Consider the following 17,397-nt stretch of genomic DNA (forward strand, 5'->3'; position numbering starts at 1 on the left):
CGATGAACAGCCAGGTGCAGGTTTCCCACGAGCGATCCGGCGCCTGGGCCGTCGACCACGCCGTCCGCGTCCTGACCACAGGATGCTTCGAGTCGCGGCGCGCGACTTCCGAGGTAGGCGCGGTGATCCTGGAGCCCGCCTCGGTGGTCCTGCGGCTGACCACACCGGATGTGACGGCCCTGCCGGGCTGGACCGCCGAGCAGTCCGGCCGCGCCTGGCGGGCGCCGCTGCAGTGGCTGAGCACCGCACCGGTCAACGACCGGCTCCCGGATCCCTTCCCCCTGCTCGTCTCGCTCGGCGCGACCGGCGACGGGCGCGTGTTGCTGAACCTCGCGCGGGCGGACGGGATGATCAGCCTGGAGGGCGACGACGCCCTGGCATACGGGATGGCCCGATCGTGGTCTCGCCGGCTGACCAGCGCGCCGTGGGGGTCCGCGACACGGGTGGTCCGGGTGGGCTTCGAGCCCGACCCGGACTTCAGCGGATGGGACGTCTCCCGGCTCGCCGAGGCAGCGCCGGTGCTGGACGCGCCGGACGGCGGGGTGCTGCTCTTCGCCGGCCGGCCGCAGGGACGCGACCTCTACCAGGTCGACCGCCTGCTGGCCGAGCCGGTCCGGCGCTGGTCGGTGGTGGCCGTCGGCGCGGAGAACGCGGCGTGGCGGTTCACGCTACGGCTGGACGGCACGGTCGACACCGGGCTGTTCGCCGAGCCGGTGCACCTGCGTGCCTGATCGGCCGGGCATGAAGCGTTCGTGAAGGGAGTCTGAAGCGCGCCCTTGCACACTGTCCGCCATGTCCACGGTTTCCGGCGGGCGGGTGCGCATCGCGATCTCCAGTCCCGAGATCCTCGCCCACATCCGTCACGAGTTCGCGAGCAAGGGCCTGGACGTGATGATCGACGGCCTGCCCGCCGTCGACGTGACCGTCACTCCGGGGACGACCGGCGCCCGGCCGGCCGGCAGCGCGCTCGCCGACGCCCTCAGCGGCCTGGCCGGACCGCACACGCGCCACCGGGACCCGGCCACCGCCCGGTACCGGCTCGCGCTCGTGCCGCACAGCCGGCCGAGGCTGGTCCCGGACGCCGGAGCGGGCCAGGCCGAGCATCAGCCGCTGTCGCCCCGCGAGGCCGAGGTGATGGACTCGATCTGCCGCGGCATGCGCAACGCCGACATCGCCGACCTGCTCCAGGTCCGGCCGAAGACCGTGAAGAACCACGTCAACCGCATTTTCACCAAGCTCGGCGCGGGCAGCCGCGTCGAGGCGGTGCTGATCTGGCAGCGGACCCGCACCGCGGTGACCTGATCGGGGTCAGGCACCGGCCAGAAAAGCGCGGACCTCGCCGGCGTCTTCGGCGTTCAGTTCCTCCAGGTGGGCCAGGGCCCGCCGGGCCAGCGCGGCGGCGGCCTCCTCGGGTACGCCACCCGCCGCCCGAACCCTGGCGAGGCCGAACAACGCGAGCGCCTCGTGGTACCGGTCGCCGGCCTCGGCGCTGATCCGCAGCGCCTCGCCGAACGTCACCTCGGCGTCCTCACGGTTCCCGAGCCCGTGCCGGGCCAGACCGATGTTGATCAGCAGGTTGGCCTCGACGATATGACTGTGTGACCGCCGGGCGTACTCCAGTCCCGGCAGGCCCTGCCGCATCGCCTCCGCCCATTGCCCGAGTTCGGCGTGGAGCTCGCAGAGCACGTCGTGGGTGGTCGCCAGGTAGTAGTCGATGCCCTCCCGCCGCGCCAGTTCCAGCGCCTCCAGGGCGGGGTTGAGCGCGGCGCCGTACAGCTTGGCCTCGCGCAGGGTGGACGCCAGATTGCCGAGCAGGCTGATGCGGTACCGCCAGTCGTCCGGCTCGTGCAGCAGGGCCAGGCCCTGTCGCAGGTGCCGCACGGCGGTTCCGTTCAGCCCGAGCCGGGACCAGGCGACGCTCGTGTGGTTGTGCAGGATCGCGCGGGCCAGCCGGTTGCCCTCGGCCTCGGCGTCACGCATCGCGACACCCAGCAGCTCCAGCCACTGCCGCGGGTGGCCGGAGGTGTAGAAGTAGTCGAACATCAGGCACGCCAGGTGCCAGCCCGGACCGTGTTCCCCGGCCGGGCCCGCCGCCGGGATGAGCGCGGAGATGTTCTCCGACTCGCCGATGCACCACAGCAGACGGTCCCGCTGCCCGTCGAGTGCCACCGGCGGGACGTCGCTGCGGGCCGGTTCGATCGGCCAGCCCCGGCCTGTCATGCCGGTGCCGGACCGGGAGAGCGTCAGGCGGTACCAGTCCAGGACCCGGGCCAGCGCGGCGTGGCGCTCGCCATGATCCAGCTCGCCGGCAAGCTCGGTGGCGTACAACCGGACCAGGTCGTGCAGGGTGATCCGGTCGCCGGAGCGGTTCACCAGCGAGAGCGCGGAGAGCCCGGCGAGCAGTCCGTCGGCGCGGGCGGGGTCGGCGCCGAACAGCGCGGCGGCGGAGTGCCGTGTGAGGCTCGTGCCGGGGAAGACGCCGAGCAACCGGAAGGCGCGCGCCTCGCCGGGCCCCAGTGCGGCGAACGACCACGACAGGACGCCGCGGACCGAGCAGAGCGGATCGTCCGGCAGTTGCAGCGCGTCCAGCCGGTGGCGTACGTCCTCGAGCTGTCCGACCAGGTCACCGATCCGCGAGCTCGCCGTCGACACCACCTGCTCGGCAGCGATCTGCAAGGCCAGTGGTGAGCGGTCGCAGAGTTCGGCGAGGCGCCGCGCCGACTCCGGCTCGGCGACGACCCGGTCAGCGCCGACCGTGGCGCCGAGCAGGCGCAGCGACTCCCGCTCGGTCAGCCTGCCGAGCGTGATCCGGCGGGCGGCGTGCCGGACGGTCAGCCCGGAGAGCAGGTTCCGGCTGGTCACGATGACGAAGCAGGCGCCGCCGCCGGGCAGCAGATCACCGACCTGCTCGGCCGAGGCGGCGTTGTCCAGGATGATGAGCATCCGCTTGTCGGCCAGCATGCTGCGCCACAGCGCGATCCGGTCCTCATGGCCACTCGGCACGTGCCGGGCGCCGACCGAGGTCAGCAGGCGATGCAGTGCGACATCCGGGGTCAGCTCGGCGTGCGACGGGTCGAACCCGCGCAGGTTGAGATAGATCTGCCCGTCCGGATGACGGTCGCGCAGCAGGTGCCCGGCCCGGACCGCCAGCGTGGTCTTACCGATCCCCCCGGCCCCGACGATCGTGACGATGTGCCGACGGCCACCTCCGCCGGCGCTGTTCATGAGCGTGAGCAGTTCACCGCCGCGCCCGACGAACGAGTCGTTGTCGTAGGGCAGCTGCGCGGGACGGACCACCTCGGGCGGGGCCTGCTCCCCCGAACGGCGGTCGTCGGCGAGGATCTCGGCGTGAATCGCCTGCACCGCCGCGGACGGGCTGATGCCCAGATCGGAGGCGAGTTCGTGACGAAGGTCCGCGTACTGGGCGAGGGCTTCGGCGGTCCGCCCGTCGCGGTGCAGCACACGCATCAGCACGCCACGCAGCCGCTCGTCGATCGGATGCGCGGGCACCTCGGCCAGCAGGCGCTCGGCGGCGCCGGTGAGCCGGCCGGGACCGGCGAGCTCGGCCTGCTCGATCAGCAGCCGGAGGCGCAGCGCCACGAAGCGCTCGCGGGCCTGCGCCAGGAAGGGGCCGGGCAGCCCCGGAAAGAGGGTTCCCGACGGCCACAGGGCGATCGCCTGCTCGTACACATCAAGGTCTTTGCCGGCTCGGGCCCGCGCGGCCAGGTCCTCGGCCCGGGCCACGTCGATCATCTCCCGGTCGAGCCGCAGGCGGTAACCGGATCGATCGCTGGTGAGGCGCTCCAGCACCGGTCCGAGCGATCTGCGCAGCCCGCTGACGTAGGTGTGCAGACTCCCCGCCGCGGTGGCCGGCGCCAACTCCCCCCACACCCGCTCGATCATCTCGTCCCGGGTGACGGTCGACTCCGTGCAGAGCGCGAGCACCGCGAAGACCGCCCGTTGCTTGGGCGGCCCCAGATCCACCTCGATGCCGCCGACAGAGGCGCGAAGCGGCCCGAACACCTCGATGCTGATCGATGTATTAGCGGCCAACAAGCCACTCCTCGCGGTCACATCGGGTGCAGACGGACAGAGGCGGGCTAACGATAGCGCAATCGACTGTCGAAACAATGCGGTCAATGCGGGAGGCAAGCACCGGCCGCCGGTGGCGGTGCGTCGATCGCGCGCGAACACACGGTCGGCAAGCCGGTTGTCGTCATGTGAGGCCGGCCGCCATGCCCATCAGCCGGTCCAGCACGGCCGGGCCGCCGACGCGCAGACCGTCGTGCTCGTACTCGTTGGTCAGCCACACCCGTACGTTCCCGACCGCGGCGGCCGTCTCCATCGACAGGCCGGCGTCCACGTACATGTCGTCGGCGTAGACCACGGCGGAGACCGGGACCTCGTTGGCGGCGAGCCGGTCGAGGTCGAACAGCACCGGCCAGTCGTCGGTGGCGGCGAGGATGTCGGCGGCACCGGCGAACGGGCGCAGCGCGGCGATCTCGGAGAACATCCAGGGGTACATCATCTCGCCGGTGAACAGCAGCGGGTCGGCGTCCTCGGCGAAACCCGGGTGCCGGCCGATCGCGCGGGCGGCGGCCCAGGCGGTGGGGCGGTGACCCTGCCCGTACGTGTACTCCTGCAGCGCGAACAGCGGCATGTCGGTGAACGCGGTCAGGCGCATCACCTCGTGCCGGAACGTGTCGGACAGCTCGGCGCCGTGCCAGGCCTCATCGAGGAGCCAGTGCGTCTGGGCGTACCCCGTGCTCATCCCGAATCCGTTGCCCAGCAGGCGCAGCCTGCGCGCGGTGAGCCGGTCCCCGTCCGGGAGCCGGACGTCCTCGGCCGACAGATGGTCGGCGATGCCGCGCACGATCGCGGCGTCACCCGGAAAGGCCCGGTAGAACGCGGCGTTCTTCGCCGCCACCCGCGGATAGGTCCGCGCGTAGACGTCGTCGGCGGTCGCGGTGAGACCCGGCAGCCCGCCGGTGATGAAGCAGTTCCGCAGACCCCGCGGCGCCAGCGACAGATAGGTCAGCGTCACGAAACCGCCGTAGCTCTGCCCGAGCGTGTCCCATCGGTCGCCACCTGCCAGCCGTGAACGCAGCACCTCGGCGTCGGCAACGATGCTGTCCGCGCGGAACAGCTTGAGGTATCCGGCGAGCTGGCCGGCGGGCATGCCACGCACGGTGCGCGCGGTGATCGGCGTGCTGCGGCCGGTGCCGCGCTGGTCGAGCAACAACACCCGATGGGTACGCACGGCGTAGCCGATCCAGCTCTCCGAGCGCAGCGGCCGCGGCGACTTGCCACCCGGCCCGCCCTGCAGGAACAGCAGCCACGGCAGGTCGTCGCCGGCCCGGTCCGCGGCCACCACCTCCCGCGCGAACACCTCGATGGTGGGCCCGTCCGGCCGCCGGTGGTCGAGCGGGACGGTGACGGTGTGGTCGGCGAACCGCAGCCCCGGATGCGCGATCATGGCCCGATGATTCCACGCCGGGCAGAATGTCGGGCGTGACCGAGATGACGGTGCGGCCGGCACGCGACGACGAGGTCCGCCGATGGCTGGACGAGGCGGCCGCGGAGTTCGCCCGGGAACAGGTCGCGGCGGGCACCTGGGCCGGCGAGGGCGCGTTCGCGAAGGCTCGCGAACAACAGGAGGCGCTGCTGGCGACGTCCGCCATGCTCTTTTTGATCGGCGAGACGCCGGACGGCACCCCGGTCGGCCGGCTGTGGATCGGGCTGACCCATCCGCGCGGGGTGCCCGGCTGCGCCTGGCTCAACGACATCGAGGTCTTCCCCGGCCATCGTGGCCGAGGGCTGGGCCGGGCGCTGCTCGCGGCGGCCGAGGAGGCGGCCCGCGCGCACGGGGCCACCGCGCTCGAACTCAACGTCTTCGGCGCGAACCGGACGGCCGTGCACCTCTACGAGACGTCCGGGTACCGGGTCACCACCCAGCAGATGCGCAAGGATCTCACCTAGACGCTCGGGCGCGGCCGTACTCGGCGAGGGCGTGGAACGCGGCCTTCGGTGTCCATGAGCCGTCCGGCAGAACCCGGACGATTCCGCGCGCGGCCAGGTCGAAGTCGCGCTCCGGGTCGCCGGTGGTGGGCAGGTGGCGGTTCGCGAACGTGTAGACGAACGCCGCCTCCACCCCGCCGGCCTCGTAGTCGCGCAGCAGATCGATCAGGTAGCGGGCCTGGCCCGGCTCGTCGCGCTCCAGCACCGCGGTGAGCTTCTCGGCGCGGCCGTGCTCGTCGTACGTCACCGGCTCCGCCCCGCCCGCGACGTCGGCCGCGCCGCGGTAGGTGCAGCAGCCGAACTCGGTCGCGGCGTACGGCCTGCCCTGCCCGACGGCCGCCGCGAGGGTCTGCGGGAACGCCGCGGCGTTGGTGGCGTCGCGGTATCCGGCATCGCTGGCGATGATGTCGAACGGCGCCCAGTCGACGTCCTCCAGGGGGATCGAGGCGTAACCGACGGGCCCGCCGAACCGCTCGCGCACCGCGGGCACCGCCTCGGCGAGGAAGTCGCGCACCGCGGCGCGGGCGGCCGGGATCGCCTCCCGCATCCGCATCGGGTCGCTGAACAGCGCCATCCGCTCGGCCAGGTCCCGGCCGGGCAGGAAGCCGTCGGTGAACATCGAGATCTCGGAGCCGGTGAGGTAGACGACCGAGGCGCCGTCGAGCCGCAGGCGCTCGGCCCGTTCGGCGCCGTCGAGCACGAAAGCCATGAGCTGGTCGCGGTCGAGGCCGTTGGTGAACGGGCAGTACCAGACCTCGAGCCCGATCTCGGCGGCGAACCGCGAGGCCTGCTCCAGCCGGTCCTGGATCCCGCCGGTGATCCGCACCGCGTCGCAGTGCAGCTCCTCGCGGATGACGCGCATGTCACGCCGCACGGTCTCCGGGTCGAACGGCTCGTGTGTCGTGGAGCCGGCGCTCACGAAGCCGGTGTCGTAGTTCATGCCGAAGACGCGCATGAAGGCCCCCCTCCCATTAAGGTACGACGCGTACCCTACAACGAATGAGCACGAGGCGCCGGGGCGCGGAGCTGGAACAGGCGATCCTGCACGCGGCGGCGGAGGAGCTGCGCGAGTCGGGCTACCCGGGGATGACCATGGACCGCGTCGCCGCCCGGGCCGGGACCAACAAGAACGCCATCTACCGCCGATGGCCCAACCGAGCGGCACTGGGCATCGCGGCGTACCGGCGGCTGTCCGACGCCGCGATGCCCGACCCGGACACCGGCACGCTGCGCGGCGACGCGCTGGAGATGCTGCGGCGGGCGAACGAGACGTGGTCCTCGCCGTACGGTGCTGTGCTGCGCGGGCTGCTCGCCGCCGCGGCCGACGACCCGGAACTGCTCACGCTCATGCGGGAGCGGTCCGGGGCGGACACCATGGACAACGCCTGGCTCACCATGCTCGAACGGGCGGCCGGCCGGGGCGAGGCGCCGGCGGCGGCCGCGCGTCACCGGGTCGCGACGACGCCGATGATGCTGCTGCGTGCCGAGTACGCGATGCGCGGCGTCCCGTCGGTCCACGACGAGGTACTGGTGGAGATCGTTGACGAGGTGTTCCTGCCCCTGGTGCGCGGCTTCGCCGGCACCCCTCAGAGCCGGTCCTTGTAGAGGGTCTGATACCTGTCCAGCAGCGGGCCCACGTCGTCGGAGGCGGCGTCCCGGAACAGTTCGAACACCTGGCGGTAGCGGTCCACGTCGTTGCGGCCCCGGGTGGTGAGCCCGGTGTTGTAGACGTCGATGACCACGAGCGAGTCGTCGAGCAGCATGAAGCCGTGCAGCGGCGGCATGACGAGCGGACGGTCCTCCGGGATCACGCTGAGCTCCACGTTGGGGCGCAGGGCGAGATTGCGCAGCTTCCCCATCTGGGCGAGCATCTCCGCCGGTGAACAGATCTGGTTGCGCAGCACGGCCTCGGTGATGACGAACCGGAACGACTTGGCCGGGTCGGCGAGGATCTCCTGACGGCGGATCCGGGCGGTGACGGCACTCAGGATGGCGGTCTCGGCACTGTCGTCGGTGGGCGTGTTCGCCAGCTGCTGGAAGGAGAGCAGGGCGGCCCTCGCATACTCACTGGTCTGCAGCAGTCCGTTGAGGACGGCGGGCTGGAAGTCACGGATGGTCTGCGCGGCCCGCTCCCAGTCGGCCAGGCTCTCCTGGCGGCTGGCGAGGCCGGTGGAGGTGGGCCGCCAGTCGGTCATCCGGTCGTGGGAGCGCTCGGCGCGCTCCATCAGCGACCGCACGAGAGGCTCATCGGCGCCGAGTGCCCGGGCGATGATCGCGATGTCCTCGGGATCGGCGAGCCCGCGGCCGCGCTCGATCCTCGAGATCTTGGGCTGAGACATGCCGACGATCTCGGCGAGGGCCGCGCCGGTGTATCCCTTGGCACGTCGCATGCGCGCCAGGACGGCGCCGACCGGCTCCTGGTCGGAGGGGGTCCCGCCATTCACGATGATCGGCACCCCCCCATCGTCGGTCGGTCAGGACAGTTTTTGCAAAGCTTCTTTGAGGAGCTCGATGGGCACTTCGACCAGGGCCTCACCGGCGGGCACGTCGATGCCCGCCCGCGCGGCGGTCACGGTGAAGCCCTGAATGATGAGCCGGCCGGAGTCGGCGTCGAACTCGTAGACCGTGGGACAAGAACCGGCGGCGCACTGGTTGGCTATCGGGCGCAGCTCTAGAGTGTCTGAAGTCACGCGTGCATACTATTCACTCACGCCGCATTCGCAAGTCCCAAGTCTGGATATTCCCTGACAAAACCCCTCTCATCGAAGCCACCGAGCGAACTGCAGCCTAGCCGAGTGCCAGGTGGCTGATCAGGGGTTATCCGCGAAAAATTCGCATCCTGTGAATAGACATGGAAATTCACGCCGGGCGCATATGACTATGCAGGGACAAGTCCATCACGCCCTTGGTGGTTCTCATGGTCGAAAGTCGCTTTCGGAGTTGCCGCTCCCCAGTGATCAACCTCGGACCAATTGGTGCGATCGGTGAATCGGTCGGCCCGCCGTTCCCTACACTCGGTACAGCCCTCGTCCTGGTGCTGGCCGCCATGATCAATCACTGACGGAGGAGGTAACCCGTGTCCACCCTCGCCATCGTCGGCCTGGTAGCCATGCTGGTCGCCTTCTTCCTGGTGGTCGAACTGATCACGGCGACCCTTCCTTTGATCATCGTGATCACTTTGGTGCCGCACGCCGAGCGCCGCGAGCTGGCAATGCTGCTCGCGGCGGCGGACAGCAGCCGCAGACTGCGGTTGTGGCCGGCACTACGGGCCGCCGTCGCCGCACGGCGCGGCAGCCCGCGGCATACGTGGCCGCCGGTCTTCTGACCGGCGTCATCACACCGGCATCAGGGGTGTATTGACATGCTCCGGTGCATTGCTGTTCTTCGATTTGCGGTGGTGGGGTGAGGGGACCATTCCCCGACAGCCGGAGGTCGTTCATGAGACGACGTTCCCTCGCCGTGTTCACCGCGGTCGCGCTCTGCGTGACCTCGGCTTTCGCGGCATCGTCACCCGCCGGAGCGGGACCAACGCCGGATCCCGCGGCGGAATACGAGATCTACGACGTACGCACATCCGCACAGCGCAATCTGATCACGCGTACCGGTGTGGCGATCGAGGACATCGAGCACGGCGTCGCGACCGTCACGGCCACCGGGGCCGAGGTCAGCCGTCTTCGTAAGCTGGGCTTCACCGTCGAGGCCCTCGTCGGAACACTCGACTTCCCGTCCGCCGACGCGGCGTACCACAACTATGCGGAGACGATCGCCGAGATCAACCGCGTGGTCGCCGCGTACCCGGCGATCGCGAGCAAGCGGGTCCTCGGCAGGTCGTACGAGGGACGCGACATCGCCGCCGTCAAGATCTCCGACAACGTCGCCACCGACGAGGCCGAGCCGGAGGTCCTGTTCGACGCCAACCACCACGCCCGCGAGCACCTGACCGTGGAGCAGGCGCTCTACCTGCTCAACCAGTTCACCAGCGGGTACGCCGGCGACACCCGGGTGCGCAACATCGTCAACAGCCGCGAGATCTGGATCATCCCGATGGTCAACCCGGACGGTGTCGAGTACGACATCGCCTCCGGCAGCTACCGGTCGTGGCGCAAGAACCGCCAGCCCAACAGCGGATCCAGCTACGTCGGCACCGACCTCAACCGCAACTACGGATACCGGTGGGGCTGCTGCGGCGGCTCGTCCGGCAGCACGTCCTCGGCGACGTACCGCGGCCCGTCGGCGTTCTCCGCTCCGGAGACCCGCGTCATCCGCGACTTCGTCAACAGCCGGGTCGTCGGCGGCGTCCAGCAGATCAAGGCCGCGATCGACTTCCACTCGTACTCGCAGCTGGTGCTCTGGCCGTACGGGCACACCACCGCGAACACCAGCACCGGCATGACCGCGGACGACGCGAACGCGCTCGCCACGTTCGGCCGGCAGATGGCCGCGACCAACGGCTACACGCCGCAGCAGTCCAGCGACCTCTACATCACCGACGGCGACTCGCTCGACTGGCTGTGGGGCACGTACAAGATCTTCGCCTACACCTTCGAGCTCTACCCCGGCAGCGCGTCGGGCGGCGGCTTCTACCCGCCGGGCAGCGTCATCACCCGCGAGACCTCGCGCAACCGTGAGGCCGCGCTGTTGCTGGCCGAGGTGGCCGACTGCCCCTACAAGGTAATTGGAAAGCAGGCGCAGTACTGCTGAGCGATACTCTGCCGCGTGCGCATCACCGAGCAGGCGGTTCGGGAGCTGGTGGCGGCTCAGTTCCCGCAGTGGGCGGACCTGTCCGTGCGACAGGTCCGCTCCGCCGGCACCGTCAACGCGATCTTCCGGATCGGGTCCGGCATGGCGGCGCGCTTTCCGCTCGCCGACGGTGAAATTCAACTTCACAAGGAGATGTACGCGGCGCGCCTGCTGTTCGGGCTGACCCGTTTCCCGACGCCTGAGCCGATCGCGATCGGTGAACCCGGCGAGGGCTTCCCCCTGCCCTGGTCGGTGCAGACGTGGCTGCCCGGCACGATCGCCACCGACGACGATCCCGGCGAGTCCGACGCGTTCGCCCGCGACCTCGCCGAGCTGATCGCCGGGATGCGATCGGCCGGCACCGGCGGGCGGACGTTCGACGGGCGCGGCCGTGGCGGTGTGATCGCGAGCCACGACGAGTGGGTGCGGACGTGCCTGCGTAAGAGCGAGCGGCTTTTGCCCGTACCGTTGCTGGAAAAGCTCTGGGACCGCATGCGTGAGTTGCCCCGCGGCAGTGACCCGGACGTGATGACCCACGGTGACCTCATGCCGGGCAATCTCCTGGTGGCCGGAGGCCGCCTGACCGGCGTGCTCGACGTCGGCGGCTACGGACCGGCCGACCCGGCGCTGGACCTCACCTGCGCCTGGCACCTGCTCGAACCCGGTCCGCGGCGCGTGCTGCGCGCGGAACTCGGCTGCGACGACCTCGAATGGGAGCGCGGCAGGGCGTGGGCCCTCGAGCAGTCGCTCGGCCTGGTCTGGTACTACGAGACCAGCAACCCGGTGATGAGCCGGATCGGGCGCCGCACCCTGTCGCGCATCCTCTCCCCTACGCGTTCAGGAACGCGTTCTTGAACGTCTCGAACCGCTCGCCGAACTCGTCCCGGGCCGCTTCCAGCACCGCGTCGGGGTCGTCGGCGGGTGCCAGGCCGAACTGCTCGTCGAGCCAGGCCACGAACTCGTCGTGGTACGCCGAGTGCTCGTCCTCTTCGTCACGGTAGAAGTAGACGCTGTCCCAGGAGACGCTGATCTCGCTGTCGAAGGCCAACAGCTGGAACAGTTCACGGACGTCGCGGGCGACGACGTACTCGCCGCCCTCGTCGCCGAAGGCGGCCACCGGCAGCGTGGACAGGTCGTCGCGGTCGTCGACGCGCCACAGGGCGTAGAAGGAGCCGCCGCCGGTGGCGCGGGCGAACGGCAGCAGGCGGGAGAGGAATTCGGGATCCTTCGACCAGCCGGCCTCCAGGCCGGATGTGTCGTTCCATGCGTCCAGGCCGAAGCCGTCGGCGTACTGCTCGTAGCCGGTGCGGTCCTGGAACTCCTTGAGCTGGTTCAGTTCCGGAACCGGCGAGAAGTCGGTGCTCATGACGAGCAAGTTACCGGCGGCACCTGTGCACGGTATGAGCGACCTGAGATATACATATTTCAATCTGTTAATGCCAAGCTCCTCCTCAGAGAGGCGTTCCCCACCGGGCACGCCCCGACTGAGGAGGACCCAGAATGCGCAGATGGCGATCCCTTCTGGCGACCGCCGCCGCGGCCATCACCGCGGCGACAATGGGCGTGCTGATCGCACCGGCCGCGGCGTCGGCCGACGAGCCGGTCACCCCGTACGTCGTAGGCGGCACCCGCGCCGCCCTCGGTGAATTCCCCTGGATGGTGCGCCTCTCGATGGGCTGCGGCGGCGCCCTCTACAGCCCCACCCTCGTGCTCACCGCCGCGCACTGCGTGAGCCGGACCGGCTCCAACACGTCGATCACCGCCACCTTCGGCGTCGTCGACCTGCAGTCCAGCAGCCGCGTCACCCGCCGCTCCAACTACGTATACCGGGCACCCGGATACAACGGCAACGGTGACGACTGGGCGTTCATCCGCCTCGCCAGCGCGGTGACCGGCATCGCCACGCTGCCCATCGCGACGTCGACGGCGTACGACTCGGGCACGTTCACGATCGCCGGCTGGGGCGCGGCGAGCGAGGGCGGATCGCAGCAGCGCTACCTGCTGAAGGCCACCGTGCCGTTCGTCAGCGACTCCACCTGCAACTCCAGCAGCATGTACGCGGGCCAGGTCATCGCGGCCGAGGAGATCTGCGCGGGTTACACGTCCGGTGGGGTGGACACCTGCCAGGGTGACTCCGGCGGCCCGATGTTCCGCCGGGACGCCAGCAACGCCTGGATCCAGGTCGGCATCGTCAGCTGGGGTGACGGATGCGCCCGCCCGAACAAGCCGGGCGTGTACACCCAGGTCAGCTACTTCTCGTCGGCGATCCGCTCGGCGGCCACCAGCCTCGGCGGCTGATTCTCCGGTTTCTCACGGACCGGCTCCGGCGGTGATCGCCGGGGCCGGTCGGTCGTATGCGGCGCTAAGCGCCCGGGCCGGGCATGCCGAACAGACTGGGGTGAGCCAGAACCCGTACGGTGCGCCGCAGCCGCTCCTCGTCTCGGTGCGACCGCCGACCTCCGGGATGGCGGTGGCGGCGCTCGTACTCGGCATCGTCGGCGTCCTGGGCGGCTGGTGCACGTTCGCCGTGCCCTGCGTCCTCGCGATCATCTTCGGCTGCGTCGGACTGAGCCAGACCCGCGACGGCACCCGCAGCGGCCGGGGCATGGCGATCGCCGGCCTCGTACTGGGCCTCGTCCCGGCCGTGATCATCGCGGTGATCATGATCGTGGGCGGGATCGGCGCCCTGATGACGCCGGTCTCGTCGCTCTCCTCCCGGACATCCGAGCAGGTCGAGGACCCGGCTGCCAGAGGTCCCGTGGTCCCGCTGGAGAACACGCTGACCGTGAACCTCGCCGACGACCACTACCTGAAGCTGGGACTCGCGCTCCAGCTGGCACCCGGGCAGCCCGCGCAGCTGGACACGAGCACCGCGACCAACCTGGCGGTGGAGAACTACACCGGGCGGTCGATCGCCGAGCTCTCCACCGAGCAGGGCCGGATCTCGGCCAAGGAGAAGCTCCGCGAGGACATCGTGCAGGCGTACCAGGACGCGGTCGTCGACGTCTACTTCACGGCGTTCGTCACCCAGTGAGCCGGCTCTTCGCGTGAGTTCGACGTGGCGCGTCAGGCGCGTTGCGGCCTTGGGTGGCAGGTGGTCGCGGGTCTCGGAACGGTAGAGCGCGAGTCGCGTACCCTTTAAAAGAGAATGACGCTCTCCGCCGCAGCAATCGAATCCCGGTCCTGCTTCGCGGTGTAAAGCGCGTTGTCGGCGCGTTCCAGCAATGCCTCCGCGCTCTCGATCGTGTCCCACTCGGCGTAACCGATGCTGCACGTCTCACTGTCGGGGGTGGCCTGGCGAATGCGGTCCAGAAGCGCCGCGGCCTCGGCGGGAGTGCGGCCCGGAAGTGCGATGACGAATTCCTCGCCGCCCCATCGGGCGATCAGATCGCCGTCGGCGAGTTCGTTGAAGAAGGCGGTTGCGGAACGGCTCAGCAAATCGTCGCCGGCGGGATGGCCATAGGTGTCGTTGTAGCGTTTGAAATGGTCGAGGTCGACGATGGCCACGGTGAGGCGCGGCGCGCGTGACATCAGTTCGGCCAGCTGAGTCTGCCAGGCGCGGCGATTGGGCAGGCCGGTCAGCGAATCGGTGAATGCCATTTGTTCGAGGCGGCGCAGCAGGCGCTCGTGTTCCAGGGCCAGGGCGGTCTCGTCGCCGAGCAGGGCCACGGCCCGGGCGCGATGGTCGCTGACCGAGGTGACGCGGCGCTTCCAGCCGACCACGAGGACGGCGATGGCGCGGCCGTCGACGACCACCGGCTGCCACAGCATGGAACGGCCCTCGACGAGCTTGAGCAATGCCGGGGAGACGCGCGGGTCCTGGGCAGGATCGGACAGGAAGATCGGATCGCCGCTGCGATAGACGGTCGCGATCATCGATGTGCCGTCGAGCGGTACGCGGGTGCCGAGAACCTCGGCGCCGGCCACCCCGGTGGCGACCAGTTCGGTGGGGCCGGACGGTTCCAGGAGGGTGACGTTGTCCGCCTCGGCCAGGTCGCGGATCGCGTCGATAATCGTGTTGCGGGCGTCCTCGCCGGTGCGGATGCGGCGGGCGGCGGCGGAGACCGCGGCCAGGAGCCGGTCGGACTCGCGGACGGCGGCCTCGGCCAGGTGACGGTCGGTGATGTCCTGCAGCTGCAGCAACGTCCACGAGGAGCGGCTGTGGCCGACGGTGAGCCAGACCCAACGTTCGGTGCCGTCGGGGCGCGTGATGCGGCGCTCGTCGCCGTCACCGGCGCCCAGGAACTCGCCGCTGGAGGAACCGATGAGATCGCTTTCGGTCAGGCCGACCAGCTCGACGAAGGCGGCGTTGACCGCGACGAACACGCCGTCGCGGTCGGCGATGGCGACACCGGAGGGCGAGGCCTCGAAGAGGCTGGTGAAGCGCTCGGCGACGGCGGCGACCTCGTCGCGGGCCACCCGGAGCTGGGTCTGCCTGCGCCGGACGGCCTCGTGCAGGATCGCGCCGAGCGCGGCGGAGATGATCAGCTGGCCGGCGTAGTGGCTCAGCTCCGCGGTGCGCAGCTCGTCCCGGGCGAGGACGGTGGCCAGCCATCCGGTACAGCCGAGGAGGCCGGCGGCCGCGGCGATGCGCCGCGAGGGAACCACGGCGCCGATGCCGACCAGGGCGAGCATCAGCAGCGTGGTGAAGTGCAGCCGGCCGGTCATCGCGACCTGCGTCACGGCGTCGATCACCGGAAGGAAGGCGACCGCGCTCCCGCTGCGCGAGCACGGGCGCACGGCGGCCAGGGCGAGCAGCGCCGCGGTGACCGTGGTGAGCAGCGTCATCACGGGGCGGGCGAAACCGGTCAGCGTCAGGAAGTTCGTGATCGACAGCGCCACGTAGAACGCGGCGAAGGCTCCCCGCATCCAGCGGGTGGCGGAATGATCGCCGTTGTCGTGCTCGTCCAACGCGGTCACCCTCCGTCCCCTCCGTCCGCCTCCGCCTGCCTCTGCCTGCCTCCGTCTGCTGAGCAAGCTTGTCGGTCGGAAGGAGGCGAACCTTAGGATCTCCGGCGGGCCTCGGCGATCTCGGACTCGTGCGCCACGGCCCATTCGCCTAGGGCGATGACGAGCGGCAGCAAGGAGCTGCCGAGATCGGTCAGGGCGTATTCCACCCGCTGAGCGGTCCGCCGCCGGCTGATCAGTCCGTCAGATGCCAAAATTCGCAGCGTACGGGTAAGAATGCGCCGACTCAGTCCGTGCACTGTCCGGTCGATCTCGTTGAAACCGCGCGGGCCGTCGCGAAGGATCACGAGGATCAGCACGCTCCACTTCTCCCCCACCCGGGCGAGGATCTCGGACGCCGTGCACGACTCGCGATCGGCCGCGGTGACGGGCAGCGGGATCACCGGTGACATGAATGTGCCTTCTTTCGGCCGGCGCCGGACGGTGACCACGATGAAACCATGCGAACCGTGGTGATCGCAGGAGGTACGCGGGGCATCGGTGGCGCCCTGGCCTCACTGCTGGAAGCTCGTGGCTGGCGCGTCGTGGCGCTCGGCAGCGCGGACGGTGATCTCAGTTCGGTGCCCGCCACCACCGCTCTAATCTCCCGGCTCCCGTCGTCGATCGACGCGCTGGTGCTGTCGGCGGGCTGGTTCTCGCACCGCCGGGTGATGACCCCGGACGGACTGGAGCGATCGTTCGCGGTGAATGTGCTGGCGCGGCATCTACTCGTCGACGGGTTGCGCCCCGCGCTGGAGCGGTCGGCGTCGCCGGTGGTCCTCAATCTCTGCGGTGTGGGCGGGATCAGGGCGGGGCGGATCCACTGGGAGGATCCGTCGCTGGAGCGGGGTTATTCGCTGTTCGCCGCGACGATGCAGGGTGCGCGGGCCGTCGACCTGTTGGGAGTGGGATATCCGGCTCGGTATCCGGGGAGTCCGGTTCGCTATGTGCTGTACAACCCACTGCTCGTGAACAGCGGGATGCACCGGAACTTTCCGCAGCCCCGGCGGGCGGTGATCGGGGCTGCGGCGGCGCTGTTCGGGCATTCGACGGCTCGGGCAGCGGCTCCGTTGGTGAGCCTGGTCGAGTCGCCGCCTGACGCGCCGGTCACGGCGCTGCGACGGGGACGGCCGGTGGCGTTGCCGTCCGCGGCTGAGTCGGAGCGGATGTACGAGATGGTGGCGGCGCTGGCCACCTCGCCCGGTTAGCCTTTTGGTCACTTTTGTTTTATTGGGGGAGTTTTGTCAATTCGTGGCCTCCTTTGTCGGGTCTCAGTCGGTGGCGGCTATTTGGGTGCGCAGGCGGGTGAGGGCCTCGGCTCGGACTCCTGCGAGGACCGGGTCCTCGGTCACGGCGGCGGTGCGGAGGGAGACTTGGCGGGGCAGGCGGGCGGCCGCTGTGCGGATGGCGTCGGCCAGGGCCAGGCCCCAGGAGCCGCCGATCACTAGCTCCTGAGGATCGGCGAGGGCGATCACGGCGGCGATCACCCCGGCGACGGCGGTGGCGAGAATCTCGGTGGTCTCGTCCTTGGTGGTCTCGTCTCTGGTGGCCCCGTCTCTGGTGGCCCCATCGCTGGTGGCCCCATCCCTGGCGGCCCCATCCCTGGCGGCCCCATCCCTGGCGGCCCCATCCCTGGCGGCCCCATCCCTGGCGGCCCCATCCCTGGCGGCCCCATCCCTGGCGGCCCCGTAC

The 17,397-nt window shown here is 70.3% G+C and carries 19 protein-coding genes; 10 read left to right on the forward strand and 9 right to left on the reverse strand.

The window, feature by feature from the left end:
- Nucleotides 1–2 precede the first annotated feature (2 nt).
- Nucleotides 3–731, forward strand: a complete 729-nt coding sequence (locus tag AB0M02_RS18235) for a hypothetical protein (RefSeq protein ID WP_364228141.1) — start codon at nt 3–5, stop codon at nt 729–731.
- Nucleotides 732–792: 61 nt separating this feature from the next.
- Nucleotides 793–1,302 (forward strand): helix-turn-helix transcriptional regulator, encoded by a 510-nt coding sequence (locus AB0M02_RS18240; protein ID WP_364228143.1) that lies wholly within the window; start codon nt 793–795, stop codon nt 1,300–1,302.
- Nucleotides 1,303–1,308: 6 nt separating this feature from the next.
- Here the strand turns inward: AB0M02_RS18240 and AB0M02_RS18245 are convergent, their stop codons facing one another.
- Nucleotides 1,309–4,053 (reverse strand): BTAD domain-containing putative transcriptional regulator, encoded by a 2,745-nt coding sequence (locus tag AB0M02_RS18245; protein ID WP_364228144.1) that lies wholly within the window; start codon nt 4,051–4,053, stop codon nt 1,309–1,311.
- 163 nt (nt 4,054–4,216) lie between these two features.
- A complete protein-coding gene (locus tag AB0M02_RS18250) occupies nt 4,217–5,476 on the reverse strand; it encodes an alpha/beta fold hydrolase (protein WP_364228146.1) in 1,260 nt (419 codons plus the stop codon).
- A 44-nt stretch (nt 5,477–5,520) separates the two neighbouring features.
- Here AB0M02_RS18250 and AB0M02_RS18255 point away from each other — a divergent pair, with 44 nt between their 5' ends.
- Nucleotides 5,521–5,979, forward strand: a complete 459-nt coding sequence (locus tag AB0M02_RS18255) for a GNAT family N-acetyltransferase (RefSeq protein ID WP_364228287.1) — start codon at nt 5,521–5,523, stop codon at nt 5,977–5,979.
- On the opposite strand, the gene AB0M02_RS18260 is transcribed toward AB0M02_RS18255, so the two are convergent.
- Nucleotides 5,972–6,973, reverse strand: coding sequence for a hypothetical protein (locus tag AB0M02_RS18260; RefSeq protein ID WP_364228147.1), 1,002 nt, complete (start codon nt 6,971–6,973; stop codon nt 5,972–5,974). The genes AB0M02_RS18255 and AB0M02_RS18260 overlap by 8 nt on opposite strands.
- 44 nt (nt 6,974–7,017) lie before the next feature.
- Here AB0M02_RS18260 and AB0M02_RS18265 point away from each other — a divergent pair, with 44 nt between their 5' ends.
- Nucleotides 7,018–7,623 carry a TetR/AcrR family transcriptional regulator gene (locus AB0M02_RS18265; RefSeq protein ID WP_364228148.1) on the forward strand — a complete coding sequence of 202 codons (606 nt, stop codon included), beginning with the start codon at nt 7,018–7,020 and terminating at the stop codon, nt 7,621–7,623.
- Here the strand turns inward: AB0M02_RS18265 and AB0M02_RS18270 are convergent.
- A complete protein-coding gene (locus tag AB0M02_RS18270) occupies nt 7,605–8,474 on the reverse strand; it encodes a helix-turn-helix transcriptional regulator (protein WP_364228150.1) in 870 nt (289 codons plus the stop codon). The two genes, AB0M02_RS18265 and AB0M02_RS18270, sit on opposite strands and share 19 nt — an antisense overlap.
- Before the next feature lie 18 nt (nt 8,475–8,492).
- Nucleotides 8,493–8,708, reverse strand: coding sequence for a hypothetical protein (locus AB0M02_RS18275; RefSeq protein WP_364228151.1), 216 nt, complete (start codon nt 8,706–8,708; stop codon nt 8,493–8,495).
- 386 nt (nt 8,709–9,094) lie between these two features.
- Between AB0M02_RS18275 and AB0M02_RS18280 the strand changes: the two genes are divergently transcribed.
- The 3 genes from AB0M02_RS18280 (at nt 9,095) to AB0M02_RS18290 (ending at nt 11,613) form a co-directional block, all read left to right on the forward strand.
- The gene (locus AB0M02_RS18280; protein WP_364228152.1) at nt 9,095–9,343 is read left to right on the forward strand and encodes a hypothetical protein; all 249 of its coding nucleotides are present in this window, start codon (nt 9,095–9,097) and stop codon (nt 9,341–9,343) included.
- A gap of 113 nt (nt 9,344–9,456) precedes the next feature.
- Nucleotides 9,457–10,719: a M14 family metallopeptidase gene (locus tag AB0M02_RS18285; protein WP_364228154.1), complete on the forward strand. Its 1,263-nt coding sequence runs from the start codon at nt 9,457–9,459 to the stop codon at nt 10,717–10,719.
- Between the two features lie 15 nt (nt 10,720–10,734).
- Nucleotides 10,735–11,613 carry an aminoglycoside phosphotransferase family protein gene (locus tag AB0M02_RS18290; protein ID WP_364228155.1) on the forward strand — a complete coding sequence of 293 codons (879 nt, stop codon included), beginning with the start codon at nt 10,735–10,737 and terminating at the stop codon, nt 11,611–11,613.
- Here AB0M02_RS18290 and AB0M02_RS18295 read toward each other — a convergent pair.
- Nucleotides 11,588–12,124 carry a hypothetical protein gene (locus tag AB0M02_RS18295; RefSeq protein WP_364228157.1) on the reverse strand — a complete coding sequence of 179 codons (537 nt, stop codon included), beginning with the start codon at nt 12,122–12,124 and terminating at the stop codon, nt 11,588–11,590. The two genes, AB0M02_RS18290 and AB0M02_RS18295, sit on opposite strands and share 26 nt — an antisense overlap.
- Before the next feature lie 134 nt (nt 12,125–12,258).
- On the opposite strand from AB0M02_RS18295, the gene AB0M02_RS18300 reads away from it, so the two are divergent.
- Both AB0M02_RS18300 and AB0M02_RS18305 read left to right on the forward strand, forming a co-directional pair.
- The gene (locus tag AB0M02_RS18300) at nt 12,259–13,056 is read left to right on the forward strand and encodes a serine protease (RefSeq protein WP_364228158.1); all 798 of its coding nucleotides are present in this window, start codon (nt 12,259–12,261) and stop codon (nt 13,054–13,056) included.
- A gap of 100 nt (nt 13,057–13,156) precedes the next feature.
- Nucleotides 13,157–13,792 carry a flagellar basal body-associated FliL family protein gene (locus AB0M02_RS18305; protein WP_364228159.1) on the forward strand — a complete coding sequence of 212 codons (636 nt, stop codon included), beginning with the start codon at nt 13,157–13,159 and terminating at the stop codon, nt 13,790–13,792.
- A 104-nt stretch (nt 13,793–13,896) separates the two neighbouring features.
- Here AB0M02_RS18305 and AB0M02_RS18310 read toward each other — a convergent pair whose 3' ends face one another.
- Nucleotides 13,897–15,678 carry a diguanylate cyclase gene (locus tag AB0M02_RS18310; RefSeq protein ID WP_364228160.1) on the reverse strand — a complete coding sequence of 594 codons (1,782 nt, stop codon included), beginning with the start codon at nt 15,676–15,678 and terminating at the stop codon, nt 13,897–13,899.
- 83 nt (nt 15,679–15,761) lie between these two features.
- A complete protein-coding gene (locus AB0M02_RS18315) occupies nt 15,762–16,157 on the reverse strand; it encodes a helix-turn-helix domain-containing protein (protein ID WP_364228161.1) in 396 nt (131 codons plus the stop codon).
- Between the two features lie 9 nt (nt 16,158–16,166).
- On the opposite strand from AB0M02_RS18315, the gene AB0M02_RS18320 reads away from it, so the two are divergent.
- Entirely contained in the window at nt 16,167–16,913 is a 747-nt protein-coding gene (locus AB0M02_RS18320; RefSeq protein ID WP_364228162.1) for a hypothetical protein, read from the forward strand.
- A gap of 63 nt (nt 16,914–16,976) precedes the next feature.
- On the opposite strand, the gene AB0M02_RS18325 is transcribed toward AB0M02_RS18320, so the two are convergent.
- Nucleotides 16,977–17,192 (reverse strand): hypothetical protein, encoded by a 216-nt coding sequence (locus AB0M02_RS18325; protein ID WP_364228163.1) that lies wholly within the window; start codon nt 17,190–17,192, stop codon nt 16,977–16,979.
- Nucleotides 17,193–17,397: the final 205 nt, after the last annotated feature.

This window comes from Actinoplanes sp. NPDC051861 (assembly GCF_040681145.1).
Taxonomy (GTDB): domain Bacteria; phylum Actinomycetota; class Actinomycetes; order Mycobacteriales; family Micromonosporaceae; genus Actinoplanes.

Bases quoted from the DNA above. Each gene is read 5' to 3' on its own strand.
- AB0M02_RS18235 (WP_364228141.1), top strand. From the start codon at position 3: ATGAACAGCCAGGTGCAGGTTTCCCACGAGCGATCCGGCGCCTGGGCC.
- AB0M02_RS18240 (WP_364228143.1), top strand. From the start codon at position 793: ATGTCCACGGTTTCCGGCGGGCGGGTGCGCATCGCGATCTCCAGTCCC.
- AB0M02_RS18250 (WP_364228146.1), bottom strand. From the start codon at position 5,476: ATGATCGCGCATCCGGGGCTGCGGTTCGCCGACCACACCGTCACCGTC.
- AB0M02_RS18255 (WP_364228287.1), top strand. From the start codon at position 5,521: ATGACGGTGCGGCCGGCACGCGACGACGAGGTCCGCCGATGGCTGGAC.
- AB0M02_RS18260 (WP_364228147.1), bottom strand. From the start codon at position 6,973: ATGCGCGTCTTCGGCATGAACTACGACACCGGCTTCGTGAGCGCCGGC.
- AB0M02_RS18265 (WP_364228148.1), top strand. From the start codon at position 7,018: ATGAGCACGAGGCGCCGGGGCGCGGAGCTGGAACAGGCGATCCTGCAC.
- AB0M02_RS18285 (WP_364228154.1), top strand. From the start codon at position 9,457: ATGAGACGACGTTCCCTCGCCGTGTTCACCGCGGTCGCGCTCTGCGTG.
- AB0M02_RS18295 (WP_364228157.1), bottom strand. From the start codon at position 12,124: ATGAGCACCGACTTCTCGCCGGTTCCGGAACTGAACCAGCTCAAGGAG.
- AB0M02_RS18300 (WP_364228158.1), top strand. From the start codon at position 12,259: ATGCGCAGATGGCGATCCCTTCTGGCGACCGCCGCCGCGGCCATCACC.
- AB0M02_RS18320 (WP_364228162.1), top strand. From the start codon at position 16,167: ATGCGAACCGTGGTGATCGCAGGAGGTACGCGGGGCATCGGTGGCGCC.